The organism is Rhizobacter sp. OV335 (genome assembly GCF_900142965.1).
Lineage (GTDB): Bacteria > Pseudomonadota > Gammaproteobacteria > Burkholderiales > Burkholderiaceae_C > Rhizobacter.
The window spans coordinates 1-14433 of sequence record NZ_FRCQ01000007.1; the positions used below are offsets into that span (position 1 = coordinate 1).

At 68.9% G+C, this 14433-nt stretch carries 14 protein-coding genes; 6 read left to right on the forward strand and 8 right to left on the reverse strand.

What is annotated here, in order from left to right:
• Positions 1-582: 582 nt before the first annotated feature.
• Entirely contained in the window at positions 583-1335 is a 753-nt protein-coding gene (locus tag BUE42_RS09320; RefSeq protein ID WP_073464589.1) for an SDR family NAD(P)-dependent oxidoreductase, read from the reverse strand.
• Positions 1332-2351: a D-erythronate dehydrogenase gene (gene denD / locus BUE42_RS09325; protein ID WP_073464591.1), complete on the reverse strand. Its 1020-nt coding sequence runs from the start codon at positions 2349-2351 to the stop codon at positions 1332-1334. Before denD ends, BUE42_RS09320 begins: the two co-directional genes overlap by 4 nt.
• Positions 2352-2543: 192 nt before the next feature.
• Here denD and BUE42_RS09330 point away from each other — a divergent pair, with 192 nt between their 5' ends.
• The 4 genes from BUE42_RS09330 to BUE42_RS09345 are packed head-to-tail and all read left to right on the forward strand — an operon-like array spanning position 2544 to position 6805.
• The gene (locus BUE42_RS09330) at positions 2544-3617 is read left to right on the forward strand and encodes an ABC transporter ATP-binding protein (RefSeq protein ID WP_073464594.1); all 1074 of its coding nucleotides are present in this window, start codon (positions 2544-2546) and stop codon (positions 3615-3617) included.
• Between the two features lie 59 nt (positions 3618-3676).
• Positions 3677-4993, forward strand: a complete 1317-nt coding sequence (locus tag BUE42_RS09335) for an ABC transporter substrate-binding protein (protein WP_073464597.1) — start codon at positions 3677-3679, stop codon at positions 4991-4993.
• Between the two features lie 25 nt (positions 4994-5018).
• Positions 5019-5918 (forward strand): carbohydrate ABC transporter permease, encoded by a 900-nt coding sequence (locus BUE42_RS09340; protein ID WP_073464963.1) that lies wholly within the window; start codon positions 5019-5021, stop codon positions 5916-5918.
• A 44-nt stretch (positions 5919-5962) separates the two neighbouring features.
• Positions 5963-6805, forward strand: a complete 843-nt coding sequence (locus BUE42_RS09345) for a carbohydrate ABC transporter permease (protein WP_073464965.1) — start codon at positions 5963-5965, stop codon at positions 6803-6805.
• Positions 6806-7121: 316 nt separating this feature from the next.
• Here BUE42_RS09345 and BUE42_RS09350 read toward each other — a convergent pair whose 3' ends face one another.
• The gene (locus BUE42_RS09350) at positions 7122-8483 is read right to left on the reverse strand and encodes a TAXI family TRAP transporter solute-binding subunit (RefSeq protein WP_073464967.1); all 1362 of its coding nucleotides are present in this window, start codon (positions 8481-8483) and stop codon (positions 7122-7124) included.
• A 94-nt stretch (positions 8484-8577) separates the two neighbouring features.
• Here BUE42_RS09350 and BUE42_RS09355 point away from each other — a divergent pair, with 94 nt between their 5' ends.
• Both BUE42_RS09355 and BUE42_RS09360 read left to right on the forward strand, forming a co-directional pair.
• The gene (locus tag BUE42_RS09355) at positions 8578-9300 is read left to right on the forward strand and encodes a response regulator (RefSeq protein ID WP_073464599.1); all 723 of its coding nucleotides are present in this window, start codon (positions 8578-8580) and stop codon (positions 9298-9300) included.
• On the forward strand, positions 9297-10622 hold the full coding sequence (locus tag BUE42_RS09360; protein ID WP_073464602.1) for an ATP-binding protein: 1326 nt from the start codon (positions 9297-9299) through the stop codon (positions 10620-10622). Before BUE42_RS09355 ends, BUE42_RS09360 begins: the two co-directional genes overlap by 4 nt.
• A gap of 26 nt (positions 10623-10648) precedes the next feature.
• On the opposite strand, the gene BUE42_RS09365 is transcribed toward BUE42_RS09360, so the two are convergent.
• The 5 genes from BUE42_RS09365 to BUE42_RS09385 all read right to left on the reverse strand — a co-directional run bounded on the left by BUE42_RS09365 (position 10649) and on the right by BUE42_RS09385 (position 14428).
• The gene (locus BUE42_RS09365) at positions 10649-11074 is read right to left on the reverse strand and encodes a putative toxin-antitoxin system toxin component, PIN family (protein WP_073464604.1); all 426 of its coding nucleotides are present in this window, start codon (positions 11072-11074) and stop codon (positions 10649-10651) included.
• A gap of 10 nt (positions 11075-11084) precedes the next feature.
• Entirely contained in the window at positions 11085-11348 is a 264-nt protein-coding gene (locus BUE42_RS09370) for a hypothetical protein (RefSeq protein WP_200798931.1), read from the reverse strand.
• Between the two features lie 73 nt (positions 11349-11421).
• Positions 11422-12450 carry a VWA domain-containing protein gene (locus BUE42_RS09375; RefSeq protein ID WP_073464606.1) on the reverse strand — a complete coding sequence of 343 codons (1029 nt, stop codon included), beginning with the start codon at positions 12448-12450 and terminating at the stop codon, positions 11422-11424.
• Entirely contained in the window at positions 12447-13424 is a 978-nt protein-coding gene (locus BUE42_RS09380) for a DUF58 domain-containing protein (protein WP_073464608.1), read from the reverse strand. The genes BUE42_RS09375 and BUE42_RS09380 overlap by 4 nt, the downstream gene beginning before the upstream one ends.
• A complete protein-coding gene (locus BUE42_RS09385) occupies positions 13424-14428 on the reverse strand; it encodes an AAA family ATPase (RefSeq protein ID WP_073464610.1) in 1005 nt (334 codons plus the stop codon). Before BUE42_RS09385 ends, BUE42_RS09380 begins: the two co-directional genes overlap by 1 nt.
• Between the last annotated feature and the right edge of the window lie 5 nt (positions 14429-14433).

Here is a 14433-nt window from a genome sequence, read left to right on the forward strand (position 1 = left end):
GGGGCCGACTCCACGAAGAAGATCGGCTTCGGGGGTGCATCGGCAAACTCCCTCCACTCACTTCGTTCGTTGTGGTCAGACAGTGCCGATGAGTCGGTCTACGAAGCGGGCTGCGCCCGCCACCCCCGAAGCCGATCTTCTTCGTCGCCCCAGAAATCGCCCCCAGCCCCTCCCGCCACCCGCCGCGCCGCGCTGCACCGCCCGCTCTTGTTGGGGGGAAAAAGATTGAAGTGATCGACAAGCATGCGAGCGCCGGCACGCTTCGTCGGTCACTTCAATCTTTTTCCCCCCAACCAAAGCTGCGGTGTCGGCAAAGGCGCGGGTGGGGAGGTTGTGGAGCGCCAATAGGGACGGGGCGCCGGAGCTGGCTGGTTTCATGGCCCGCGTGCGCAGCACGCTTCGTGAACTGACTGTCGCCGAGTGTTTGACCACAACGAACGAAGTGAGTGACGGGAGTTTCGGCGACGGGCCATGAAGCCAGTCAGCGGAGGGCAGTCTTCGCCCCGCCAGGGGCGAAGATCGCACCGTCCGGCGCGCCACAGCCTCCCCACCCGTGCCTTTGCAAGCGCGAACGCACGAGAACTAATACGTCGATCGCCCACCCGTCAGGTCGAACACCGCCCCGGTGCTGAACGAGCACTCCGCCGACGACAACCACGCGATCATCGCCGCTGCCTCGTCGACCTCCAGGAAGCGCCCCATCGGGATCTTCGACAGCATGAAGTCGATGTGCGCCTGCGTCATCGTCTCGAAGATCGCGGTCTTGGCCGCGGCCGGCGCCACCGCGTTGACGATCACGCCCTTTGTCGCCAGCTCCTTCGCGAGCGACTTCGTCAGCGCGATCAACCCGGCCTTCGATGCGCTGTAGTGCGAAGCGTTCGGATTCCCCTCCTTGCCGGCCACCGACGCGATGTTGACGATGCGCCCGTAGCCGCGCCCGATCATGTGCGGCACCAGCGCCCTGCAGGTCAGGTACGGCGCGATCAGGTTCACCTCGATCACGCGCCGCCATACCTCGGGTGCGAGCTCCCAGGTCGTGCCGTTGCCGCCGGTGATGCCGGCGTTGTTGACGAGGATGTCGACCTGGCCCCATTGCGCGATCGCCGCATCAGCCGCTCGCCGCACGGAGGCCTCGTCGCTCAGCTCGACGATCTGCGCCGCGACCGGCCCGAGCGGGCGCAGCGCCTCGTTCGATCGTGCCAGCAGCGCTTCATCGATGTCCCACACGATCACCTTGGCGCCCGAGCGCAGCATCCGCTGCGCGGTCGCGTAGCCGATGCCCTGCGCACCGCCGGTGACGATCGCGACACGACCGTCGAGGTCGATGCGGTTCATCGGGCCAGTCCCTTCAGCGCAGCCGCTCCGTCCGGCACCGCCTCGCAATCGGCGATGTACTGCCGGACGATGTCGGTGAAGCAGCCGTCGGGTTTCAGCCCGAGGTGGGCCGCACGCGCCGCATCGGCCGCCTTCGGCCAGTTGGCGACGATGCCGGCGATGCGCTCGTCGCTCTCGAAGCGCACCCGCTCGCGCACCGCGCGCCCGGCCACTTCCTCCAGCGCATCGAGCATCTGGCCGACGCAGACGTTCAGCGCCGGCAGGTTCATCGCGAGCCGGCCCTGGAAGGCTTCGCGGCTCGCCTCGTACACCGCGATCAGCCCCTCGACCGTGCGCGCCGGCGAGGCCACCGGGTGGCAGACGTTCGCCGACACCGGACACACCGCGTCTTCACCCGCCAGCGGCTCGCGGATGATCCCGGAGAAGAACGACGAGGCCGCGCCGTTCGGCCGGCCCGGGCGCACCGTCACCGTCATCAGCCGCGCGGCACGACCGTCGATGAAACCCTTGCGCGTGTAGTCGGCCAGCAGGTACTCGCACATCAGCTTGTGCGTGCCGTACGAGGTCTGCGGCGCCGGCAGCGTGTCGTCGCCCACGCGCGCCGGCAGCGGCACCGCGGCATCCGGCCCGAACACCGCGACCGAACTCGAGAACACCAGCCGCGGTACCGGCGCGCCGTGCTGCACCGTGCTGCGCAGCGCGTCGAACAGCGCGCGCGTGCTGTCGAGGTTGGAGCGCAGGCCGAGCTCGAAATCGGCCTCGCATTCGCCCGACACCGCCGACGCAAGGTGGAACACGCCGTCGAACGGTTCGTCGCGCAGCGCAGCGCATTGCGCGAGCAGCGGGCCGGTGCGCGCCTTCACGCGGGAGTCGGCCAGCAGCTCGGTGCGCGGCGCGACCTGGTCGGCCAGCACCAGGGTCTCGATGCGTTGCCCGGCCAGCGTGTCGCGCGCGAGCAGGGCTTGCGCCAGCCGCGTTCCCACGAAGCCGGCACCGCCGGTGATCAGCAGTTTCATGGCATGCCTCCCGCCGGGCAGCACGCCCGGCGCAACCCATCATGCGCGCACAGCCCGGGCAAACGCGAGGAGGGGCAGCGCCGATTGACACGCCCGTGGGGTCGTCATACAACCCGCCTGCCCCATCGCATGCCGATGGGGCAGCGCTGTCCCGACATCCGGGATTCGCACCACCTTGCAGAGGGACGACGCATGGCCAGTGTGAGCATCCAGTCGGTGAAGAAGCGCTTCGGCGCGGTGCAGATCCTGCACGGCGTGGACATCGAGATCGCCGATGGCGCCTTCACCGTGCTGGTCGGGCCGTCGGGCTGCGGCAAGTCGACGCTGCTGCGCATGATCGCCGGGCTGGAGGAGATCTCCGGCGGCGAGATCCGCATCGGCGAGCGCCGCGTCAACGACCTGCCGCCCAAGCAGCGCGACATCGCGATGGTGTTCCAGAACTACGCGCTGTACCCGCACATGACGGTGCGCGAGAACATGGCCTTCTCGCTGATGCTCGCGAAGCAGGACAAGGCGGTGGCCGACCCGAAGGTGGCCCGGGCCGCCGAGATCCTCGGCCTCACCGCCTTGCTCGACCGCTACCCGCGCCAGCTCTCGGGCGGGCAGCGCCAGCGGGTCGCGATGGGGCGGGCGATCGTGCGCGATCCGCAGGTCTTCCTGTTCGACGAGCCGCTGTCCAACCTCGACGCCAAACTGCGCGTCGCGATGCGCAGCGAGATCAAGGAGCTGCACCAGCGGCTGAAGACCACGTCGATCTACGTCACGCACGACCAGATCGAGGCGATGACCATGGCCGACCAGATCGTCGTGATGCGCGACGGCCGCATCGAGCAGACCGGCAGCCCGCTCGACCTGTACGACCAGCCGGTGAACACCTTCGTGGCGGGCTTCATCGGCTCGCCGTCGATGAACTTCCTGCCCGGCACGCTGCGCCGCCGCGCCGGCACGCTGCAGGTGGAGCTGGCCGACGGCACGCAGATGAACGCGCCCACCGGCGCGAACGGCGAGGACGGCCAGCCGGTGATCCTCGGCACGCGGCCGGAGCACCTGTCGCTGCAGGACAGCGGCGGCATCCCGTCGCAGGTGGTGGTGGTGGAGCCGACCGGCGCCGACACCTTCGTCGCCTGCCGCCACCAGGGCACCGAGGTGTCGGTGGTGTTCCACGAACGGCACCGCTTCGAGCCCGGCGCGACCATCCACCTGCAGCCCGACCTGGGCCGCGCGCACCTGTTCGACGCCGGCAGCGGCAAGCGACTGGTGGCCTGATGAGCTGATTCCTTCACGGTGCCGCAGTGCGCCGCTTCACAACTTGACAGGAGACAACGATGAGTGACTTCGATCGCCGCAAGTTTCTGGAAGGGGCCGCTGGAGTGGCCGCGCTGGGCTCGGGTGCGCTGTGGACGCCGACCGCCGGCGCACAGACGCTCGCGTACAAGCCCGAGAAGGGCGCCAAGCTGCGCGTGCTGCGCTGGAGCCGCTTCGTGCAGGGTGACATCGAGGCGTACATGGTGAACGTCAGGAAGTTCACCGAGAAGACCGGCATCGAGGTGCGGGTCGACAACGAGGGCTGGGAAGACGTGCGGCCGAAGGCGGCCGTCGCGGCCAACACCGGTGCCGGGCCCGACATCATCCTGTCGACCAACGACGACGCGAACCTGTACCCCGACAAGCTGCTCGACGTGACCGACCTGTGCGAGTACCTCGGCAAGAAATACGGCGGCTGGTACCCGGCCTGCGAGGCCTACCTGCGGCCCGACGGCAAGAAGTGGATCGGTGTCGCGCTCGGTGCGGCCGGCTCGCTGGTGGTGTACCGCGAGAGCCAGATGAAGGCGGCCGGTTTCGAGACGATGCCGAAGGACACCGACGGCTTCCTGAAGCTCTACAAGGCGCTGGCCGCGAAGGGCACGCCGGGCGGCATGGCGCTGGGCAACGCGACCGGCGACAGCGGCTGGTGCCACTGGCTGCTGTGGGCCTTCGGCGGGGCGATGGTCGACAAGGACAACAAGGTGACGCTGGACAGCCCGGCCACATTGAAGGCGCTGGAGTACGCGAAGGAGCTGTACTCGAGCTTCGTGCCGGGCACGCTGTCGTGGCTGGACCCGAACAACAACAAGGCGTTTCTCGACGGGCAGATCAGCATCACCAACAACGGCATCTCGGTGTATTACGCGGCGAAGAACTCGCCCGACCCGAAGCTGAAGGAGATGGCGGCCGACATCAACCATGCGGCCTTCCCGATCGGGCCGGTGGGCGTTCCGACCGAGTACCACCTGTTCTTCAACCAGATGATCTTCAAGTACACCAAGTACCCGCAGGCGGCCAAGGAGTTCCTGCGCTTCATGATGGAGCAGGAGCAGTTCGACCCGTGGCTGCAGGGCGGCGGCGGCTACGTCGCGCAGCCCTTGCGGGCGTACGAGAAGAGCGCGGTGTGGTCGGTCGACCCGAAGAACACGCCGTACCGCGACAGCGTGAAGAACCTGCGGCCGGCGGGCTATGCGGGGCGGCTGGGCTATGCATCGGCCGGGGCGCTCGCGGACTTCATCGTGCCGAACATGGTGGCCGAGGCCGGCAGCGGCTCGAAGACACCGAAGGAGGCGATGGAGCGGGCGCAGAAACGCGCGGAACGCTACTACAAGGTCTGATTCATCCAGGGGCTGAGCCGTGAAACTGATCGAGCGCTTCCAGAACAGCCGCAACGCCCTCGGCCTGGCCTTCATGCTGCCGGCCGCGGTGCTGTTGCTGTTGTTCCTGACCTACCCGCTCGGGCTGGGCACCTGGCTCGGCTTCACCGACGCGAAGATCGGCCGCGGCGGCTCGTGGATCGGCATCGACAACTTCGAGTTCCTGGTGGGCGACAGCGTCGCGCAGCTGGCGCTGTTCAACACGCTGTTCTACACGGTGATCGCGAGCATCCTGAAGTTCGTGCTCGGACTGTGGCTCGCGGTGCTGCTGAACAAGAACCTGCCGTTCAAGTCGTTCTTCCGCGCGGTGGTGCTGCTGCCGTGGATCGTGCCGACGGCGCTGTCGGCGATCGCCTTCTGGTGGATCTACGACGCGCAGTTCTCGGTGATCAGCTGGGTGCTGATGAAGCTCGGCTGGATCGACCGGTATGTCGATTTCCTCGGCAACCCGTGGAACGCGCGCTTCTCGACCATCGTCGCCAACGTGTGGCGCGGCGTGCCCTTCGTCGCGATCTCGCTGCTGGCGGGGCTGCAGACGATCTCGCCGTCGTACTACGAAGCCTCGGCGATCGACGGCGCGACGCCGTGGCAGCAGTTCCGCCACGTCACGCTGCCGCTGCTGTCGCCGATCATCGCGGTGGTGATGACCTTCTCGGTGCTGTTCACCTTCACCGACTTCCAGCTGATCTACGTGCTGACGCGTGGCGGCCCGCTGAACGCGACGCACCTGATGGCGACGCTCGCGTTCCAGCGTGCGATTCCCGGTGGGGCGCTGGGCGAGGGCGCGGCGCTGGCCACGCTGATGGTGCCGTTCCTGCTGGCGGCCATCATGTTCAGCTACTTCGGGCTGCAGCGGCGGGCGTGGCAGCAAGGGGGCGACAAGTGAAGGCGGGGGTGAAAGACGCGCAGGACAAGCCCGATTCGCAGGGCATGGACTACCTGCAGACGCTGCCGCGGCGCTGGGTGACGGTCTACATCCCGCTCGGCATCTTCGTGTTCGTGCTGCTGTTCCCGTTCTACTGGATGGTGGTGACCTCGTTCAAGCCGAACGAGGAGCTGCTGGCGCGCAACGGCAACCCGTTCTGGATCGTCAAGCCGACGCTCGCGCATTTCCACAAGCTGCTGTTCGAGACGGCGTACCCGGAGTGGCTGTGGAACACGGTGCTGGTGTCGGTGACGTCGACGATCCTGTCGCTGGTGGCCTCGGTGCTCGCGGCCTATGCGATCGAGCGGCTGCGCTTCCAGGGCGCGAAGCCGGCGGGGGCGGCGATCTTCCTGGCGTACCTGGTGCCGCCGTCGATCCTGTTCATTCCGCTGGCGGCGATCATCTTCCAGCTGGGGCTGTTCGACACACGCATGGCGCTGATCCTGTCGTACCCGACCTTCCTGATCCCGTTCAGCACCTGGCTGCTGATGGGCTACTTCCGCTCGATCCCGTACGAGCTGGAGGAATGCGCGCTGATCGATGGTGCGAGCCGCTGGCAGATCCTGATCAAGATCGTGCTGCCGCTGGCGGTGCCGGGGCTGATCTCGGCCGGGATCTTTGCGTTCACGCTGTCGTGGAACGAGTTCATCTACGCGCTGACCTTCATCTCGTCGTCGGAGATGAAGACGGTGCCTGTTGGCGTGATCACCGAGCTGGTGGAGGGCGACGTCTACCACTGGGGGTCGCTGATGGCGGGGGCGTTGCTGGGGTCGCTGCCGGTGGCGTTCATCTACTCGTTCTTTGTCGAGCACTATGTGTCGGGGATGACCGGTTCGGTGAAGGAGTAGGCAGGAGTTGTGTGCGGCGCGGCGGGTGAGGGGATGGGCTGGGGGCTCATGCCGAGGCGGTCTCAGAAATCGCCCCCAGCCCATCCCCTCACCCGCCGCGCAACACCGCCCGCTCTGGTTGGGGGAAAAGATTGAAGTGACCGACGAGCATGCGAGCGCCTGCACGCTCGTCGGTCACTTCAATCTTTTCCCCCAAACACGATGCGGCGGTGCCGCAAAGGCGCGGGCAGGGAGGCTGGGGAGCGCCAATCAGGGCGGGGCGCACCGACCGGCGAGCCCCAGCCTCCCTGCCTGCGCCTTTGCTCGCAGGCAATACTCAGCCAGTAGGATCCTGCCCCGCCTCATCCAGCCGCCGCCGCACCATGTTGATGTGGCTGCGCAGCGAGTACAGCTCGTCCGCATAGCTCAGCGGCACCGTCACGTTGCCGACCCGCGTTTCGATCTTGTCCAGCTCCGAGCGCAGCTCATCGTTCGGCCGCACGCCCTGCCCATCCTCCACCGCCCGCAGCTGCCCGTACCAGCGGAAGATCCGCGAGCGGATGCGGAACTGGTACAGCGGCGGCACCACGCGCGACATCGGGATCAGGATCGCGACGATCGACACCAGCACCACCCACATGCGGTCGATCAGGTTGGCCAGCCAGAACGGCAGGTAGCGCTGCAGCAGCGGCGCGCCACTGGTGTAGAAGCGCTGCGCCTCGGCCGCCAGCGGCCGCTCGGTGCCGCGCGCGTTCGGAAAATCGCCCTTGCGCTGGAACCAGCCCGCCGGCCCGTGGATCTTCGCCGCCGCCTGCACGAACAACTGGATCAGCGCCGGGTGCAGGTCCTCGCGCGCCACCAGCGTGGCGGTCGGGGCGATCAGCCGCACGTCGCCCGGCGGCACATCACCGGCCAGGTCGACCACGCCACGCGGCAGCAGCACCGGCGTCAGGAAGGCGAAGCGCCGCGAGTACGCATCGGCCTGCGCAAAGTCGAACAGCTTCACCCCCGGCGTCTGCAGCAGCATCTGCACCATCAGCGCCTCGGGCGCCGACGCGAACACGATCGCATCGGTCTCGCCGCCGAGGAACTTCACGACCGCGTCGGTCTGCTCGTCGTGCAGCAGCGTCATCGTCGCGGCATCGATGCGATTGGCATCGAGCAGCTTGCGCATCAGGTTGGGCGCGCCGCTGCCGCGCGCGCCGGAATCCACCTTCCAGCCCTGCTGCAGCTGCGCCAGGCTCGTCAGCGGCACGCCCTTCAGCAGCCGCTGCGCCGAATCCTCGCGGTAGAACAACCACACCGGCTCGAAGAACAGGCTGCCCAGCGAATTGAGGTCTTCGTCGGCCGCGGCATTGGCGGCCGCGTTCTTGCGCGATTCGCCGGCACCGCCCTGCGTGAACGCGATGTCCACGCCCGAGGCCGGGTCGCGCAGCAGCTTCAGGTTCTCGGCCGCGCCATGCGTGCTGCGCAACTCCACCTGGATGCCGTAGCCCTTCAGGTACTCGGCATAGCGCTTGCCGAACTCGGCATAAGCGCCCTGCTCGACGCCGGTGGCCAGCACCACCTTGCGCGGCGGCGTCGGGTCGAGGAACCAGTAGGCGACCACCAGCAGCACCAGGGTCAGGAAGACGAACGGGCCGGCGGTCGCCAGCAGGTCGCGGAACGACAGCAGCGTGTTGCGAAGGACTTTGGGCATGAGGCGTTGTTTCATCAGCAGCCGGAACAATAGCGCCTGAATCGCCGCCGCGCGGGCGCGGTATGCTTTTTGTTGTGACTGACGTGGGCCCCTGATGCGACTGCTGCTGGTGGAAGACGACCCGATGATCGGCGAAAGCCTGCGCAATGCGCTGCGGCTCGAAGGCTTCGCCGTCGACTGGGTGCGCGACGCGACCGCGGCCGACGGCACGCTGGCGAGCGAGCGCTTCGACCTGGTGCTGCTCGACCTGGGCCTGCCGCCCGGGCGGGCGCCCGCCGGCGAGGGCACGGATGCGGGCGGGCTCGGCGTGCTGCGCGCGCTGCGCGCCCGCCACGACAGCACACCGGTCATCGTGCTGACCGCCCGCGACGGCGTCGGCGACCGCGTCGCCGGGCTCGACGCCGGCGCCGACGACTACCTCGTGAAGCCCTTCGAACTCGATGAACTGAGTGCCCGCATGCGGGCCGTGCTGCGCCGCCACAGCGGCCGGGCACAGCCGCTGCTCAGCCACGGCGGCGTCACGATCGACCCGGCCACGCGCCAGGTGACGCGCGACGGCGTGCCGGTGCTGCTGTCGGCACGCGAGTTCGCGGTGCTCGAGGCCTTGATGCTGCGGCCCGGCGCGTTGCTGTCGCGCGCCCAGCTCGAAGACCGCCTCTACGGCTGGGGCGAAGAGATCGAGAGCAACGCCGTCTCGGTCTACATCCACCAGCTGCGGCGCAAGCTGGGGGCCGATTTCATCCAGAACATGCGCGGCGTCGGCTACTACGTCGGCACGCCGGGCGGCTCGGCCACACCACAGGCGGGCGGCGCTTGAAGTCGATCCGCCTGCGCCTGCTGCTGGCGCTGCTCGCGATGCTGGTGGTCGCCGCCGCGGTGATGGGCGCGATCACCTACCGCAGCGTGCTCAGCGAGACCGAGGCGCTGTTCGACTACCAGCTGCGCCAGATGGCGCTGTCGTTGCGCGACCAGGGCGAGATCGCGACGGAACAGATGAACGCGCTGGCCGACGAGCAGTTCGATTTCGTCGTGCAGATCTGGAGCGTCGACGGTCGCCGCATCTACGCGACGCGCGACCACCCCGACCTGCCGACCCGCGTGCTGCTCGGGCTGGCCACCGTGCAGGCCGGTGCCGACGGCGCGGGCCCGGCCTGGCGCACCTTCAGCGTGGCCACCGGCGCGCGCGTGATCCAGGTGGCGCAGCCGGCGCAGATCCGCAAGCGGCTGGCAGCCGGCGCGGCGCTGCGCAGCGTGGCCCCGCTGCTGCTGCTGGCGCCGGTGATGGCGCTGGCGATGGGCTGGATCGCGGCGCTGACGCTGCGCCCGCTGCGCCGCGTCGCCGCGCAGCTGCGCGAGCGCGGCGAACAATTGCTGGAGCCGCTGCCGCAGCACGGCTTGCCGGACGAGGTGGCGCCGCTGGTCGGTGCGCTGAACGCGCTGCTGCAGCGCCTCGGCCAGTCGCTCGACACGCAGCGCGCCTTCGTCTCGGACGCGGCGCACGAACTGCGCTCGCCGCTGACGGCGCTGAAGCTGCAGCTGGAGCTGCTGAAGCGCGCGCCCGACGACACCCATCGCCAGCAGGCGATCGAGGCCTTGAGCCACGGCATCGAGCGCTCGGCACGGCTGGTCGAGCAACTGCTGACGCTCGCGCGCACCGAACCCGGCGCCGCCCCCGCGGCCGCCGAGTCCGTCGACCTGGCCGAGGTGGTGCGCCAGGCGCTGGTCGACACCGCCGCCTTCGCGCTGTCGCGCGGCGCCGACTTCGAACTGTTCGCCGACGAGCCGGTGATCGTGCAGGGCGACCGCAACGCACTGTCGGTGCTGGCGCGCAACCTCGCGGACAACGCGGTGCGCTACTCGCCGCCCGGTTCGCGTGTCGAGCTGCGCGTGGCGCGGGAGGAGGGCGCCGCGATCCTGCAGGTCGACGACGCCGGCCCCGGCATTCCGCCCGCCGACCGCGAGCGGGTGTTCGACCGCTTCTACCGCCGTGCCGAACACGAAGAGTCAGGCACCGGCCTCGGCCTCGCGATCGTGCGCGGCGTGGCGCATCAGCATCGAGCAAGCGTGACGCTCGGCGACTCGCCGCTGGGCGGCCTGCGCGTCACGGTGCGCTTCAGTCGAGATGCAGCGGTGGGGTGACCGGCCTCGCCCGTCTGCACGGACGGTCAGCCGGTGCTTCCCGCAGCGATGGCGTCGATGGCCTGGGTGACGGTGAGCAGCCGAATGCCCTCGTGCGAGCCAACCGTGAGCAGGGCCTTGTCGCCGGTGACGATGAGGAAGGCTCTGGCCGCGAGGGCGGTGCCAAGGACCACGTCGTCATCAGGATCGGGTGCGATGCGCGGTACGGGGGAGGGGGAAACGACCGCCGCCAGCCGCGCATAGCCGTCGACGATCTCATCAATGCTCAGTCCGGCTGTCGCGATCTTCTTGTCGAACTTGGGTCGACCCAGGATGTCAGTGAGCTCGGCGAGCAGCGGCGTGCTGGTGAAGAGGTCAATCCGCTTCTCGCGCGCCGCATTCAGCAGCAGGCGCGGCGTGCCGCCCCACAGGATGGCCGACGCGACCACGTTGGTGTCCAGGACGACACGCACGAAATCACTTTCAGCTCGCTGTCCCCGTGCGTCGTTCGGCGCGCATGGCGGCCAGTTCCTGCGTGACTTCTTCGGGTGACATCACGACAGGTTCGTCAACCGCAGCCATGCGGTCCATCGCTGCAAACAGCGCATCGACACGCTGAGCACCGAGTTGCTCCCGCAGCCAGCGCTCGAGCTTCGCCGTCGAAAGCAGGCCGGCGCGCTGGGCTTCCTTTGCCAACTGATCGGGCAAGGTGATTTGAACGGTGGTCATGGCTGGCTTCTCGGTCATGGGCGACTCCCGCTGAACCGCATCGCCCGGTCACCGATCGGCTGATCGGCTCGAGCCAGTATACGAACGCGGCTCACATCACCCGCCCGAACCACCACACCGACAGCGTCGCCGCCACCAGCACCAGCACCGCCCCCAGCGCCGCGAACAGGCTGCTGACCTCGGTCTCCTTCTTCTCGACCATCAGCCGCGAACTCAGGCTCTGGTAGACCTTCTTCAGGTCGGTCGCGGTGCCGGCGTAGAAGTACTCGGCGCGCGTCAGGTTGGCGATGTTCTTCAGCGTCTCCTCGTCGAGCCGCACCCGCATCGACCAGCCTTCGAAGCCGATGGTCTCGCCCTCCTTGGTGCCGATGCCCACCGAGTACACCTTCACGCCGCGGTCGGCCGCCATCTTCGCGGCGTCCAGCGGGTCCGGCCCGGTGGTGCGCTGGCCGTCGGTCAGCAGGATCACCGCGGCCGACGCGTACGAGCCCGGCGCGACCGGCACGAAATCCTGCTTCGGCTTGTCGCTCGGGCCGAGCGGCATGTTGCGCTGGCCGGTGATCTGCGACAGGTCGATGCCGGCTTCCGGAAAGATCGTCGCGAGCGACAGCACGATGCCGCTGCCGATCGCGGTGCCGCGCTGCAGCTGGAAGCGGTCGATCGCGGCGACCACGTCCTCGCGGCTCTGCGTCGGCGGCTGCACCACGGCGGCGGTGCCGGCGAACGACACCACGCCGACGCGCACGCTGCGCGGCAGGTCGATCAGGAAGGACTTGGCGGCCTCCTGCGCGGCGGTCAGGCGGTCGGGCTGCACATCGGTGGCGCGCATGCTGCCGGAGACGTCCATCGCGAGGATGATGGTCTCCTGCTGCAGCGGCAGCGTCACCACCGCCATCGGCCGCGCGGTGGCGACCAGCAGCGCACCGAAGGCCAGCAGCAGCAGCGCTGGCGGCACGTGGCGGCGCCAGCCGGGGCCGCCGCCTTGCGCCTGCTTGACGATGGCGAGGCTCGCGAAGCGCAGTGTCGATTTCTTGCGCTTGGCGAGCAGCCACAGGTACAGCAGCACCAGCAGTGGAATCGCGAGCAAAGTCCACAGGAGGTCAGGCCACACAAAGGTCATGCGGCGCTCCTCGCAGCCAAGGGCCGCAAATGCGTCGCCATGCCACCGCCGTGCGAGGCCCGCGCGCGCTGCCGGCGCAGCTCGACGAAGCGCAGCAGCGCCTCGCCCAGGTCGTCGTCGGTGGTCAGCTCCAGCGTGTCGACGCCGGCGCGCGCAAAGGCGGTGTGCAGTTCGTCCTCGCGCGTCTCGGCGATGCGCGCGAAGCGCTCGCGGAAGCCCGGGTCGTGGGTGTCGACCAGCAGCTGCTCGCCGGTCTCGGCGTCCTGCAGCGTGACGAGGCCGAGGTCCGGCAGGTCGAGTTCCATCTCGTCGTACAGCCGCACCGCCAGCACCTCGTGGCGCTGCGCGAGGCGCGCCATCGCGTCGGCCCAGCCCGGCGCGCTGATGAAGTCGGAGACGACGAACACCATCGAGCGCCGCGGGATCATCGTCGCGGCGCGGTGCAGCAGGTCGCCGAGCCGCGTCTCGGCCTTCGCGGCGGCCTGCGGCGCCGCGTGCGCGCGCAGCCGCTGCAGCAGGTTCAGCACATGGCTGCGGCCGGTGCGCGGCGGCAGCACGGCATCGACCTCGCTGCCATAGAACACCGCGCCAACGCGGTTGCCGTTGCGCGTCAGCAGGCGCGCCAGCACCGTGACGAACTCGGCCGACACGCTGCGCTTGCTGCGCTGCGCCCCGAAATCGATGCTGCCGCTCAGGTCCAGCAGGAACCAGGCGCTCATCTCGCGGTCTTCGGTGAACTCGCGCACATGCGGCACCTGCAGCCGGGCGGTGACGTTCCAGTCGATGTGGCGCACGTCGTCGTGGTGCTGGTACTCGCGCAGGTCGGCCAGGTCCAGCCCGGTGCCGCGCCACAGCGTGCGGTAGTCGCCCTGCAGCAGGCCGTCGAGCCGGCGGATCACGGTCCACTCCAGCCGGCGCAGCACCGCGTCGGCCGTGGGGGCGCTCGCTGCCCCGTCCTTTGCCGTCCCGTCCATCAGCGCCCCGCTTCTTCCGCGCGGTGGGCCATCGGCTTGTCGGGCTTGGGCACCTTCTGCACGATCTTGTGGACGATCTGGTCGGCGGTCAGCCCGTCGGCCAGCGCCTCGTAGCTCAGCACCAGGCGGTGGCGCAGCACGTCGGGCACCAGGTCGAGCACGTCGTCGGGCAGCGCGTAGGTGCGCCCGCGCAGCAGCGCCATCGCGCGCGCGCCCTCGATCAGCCCGATGGTGGCGCGCGGGCTGGCGCCGAAGCTGATGAACTTGCCAAGGTCCGGCAGGCCGTAGCGCGCCGGGTTGCGCGTTGCGCTGACCAGCCGCACCGCATACTGCATCAGCGCCGGGTCCACGTACACGCTGCGGCAGCGGTGCTGCAACTCGGCCAGCTGCTCGGTGCTCGCGACCGGGCTCACCGTCACCGGGTCGCCGGTGACGCGCTCGACGATCACGAACTCCTCTTCCTCGCTCGGGTAGCCGACCAGCACCTTCATCATGAAGCGGTCGACCTGCGCCTCGGGCAGCGGGTACGTGCCCTCGGTCTCGATCGGGTTCTGCGTGGCCATCACCAGAAAGGGCGAGGGCACCTTGTGCGTCTCGCCGGCGATCGTCACCTGGCGTTCCTGCATCACCTCCAGCAGCGCGCTCTGCACCTTGGCCGGCGCGCGGTTGATCTCGTCGGCCAGCAGCAGGTTGGCGAACACCGGGCCGAGCGAGGTCGCGAACTCGCCGGTCTTCTGGTTGTAGATGCGCGTGCCCACCAGGTCGGCCGGCACCAGGTCGGGCGTGAACTGGATGCGCTTGAAGCTGCCGCGCAGCGTGGTCGCGAGCGTCTTGACCGTGATCGTCTTCGCGAGGCCCGGCACGCCTTCGACCAGCAGGTGGCCCTGCGCCAGCATCGCGACCATCACGCGCTCGAGGAACTTGTCCTGCCCGACCACCACGCGCTTGATCTCGTACAGCAGCCGCTCCATCAGGGTGGCGGTGTTCGGCGTGTCCTGGTCCATGGAGT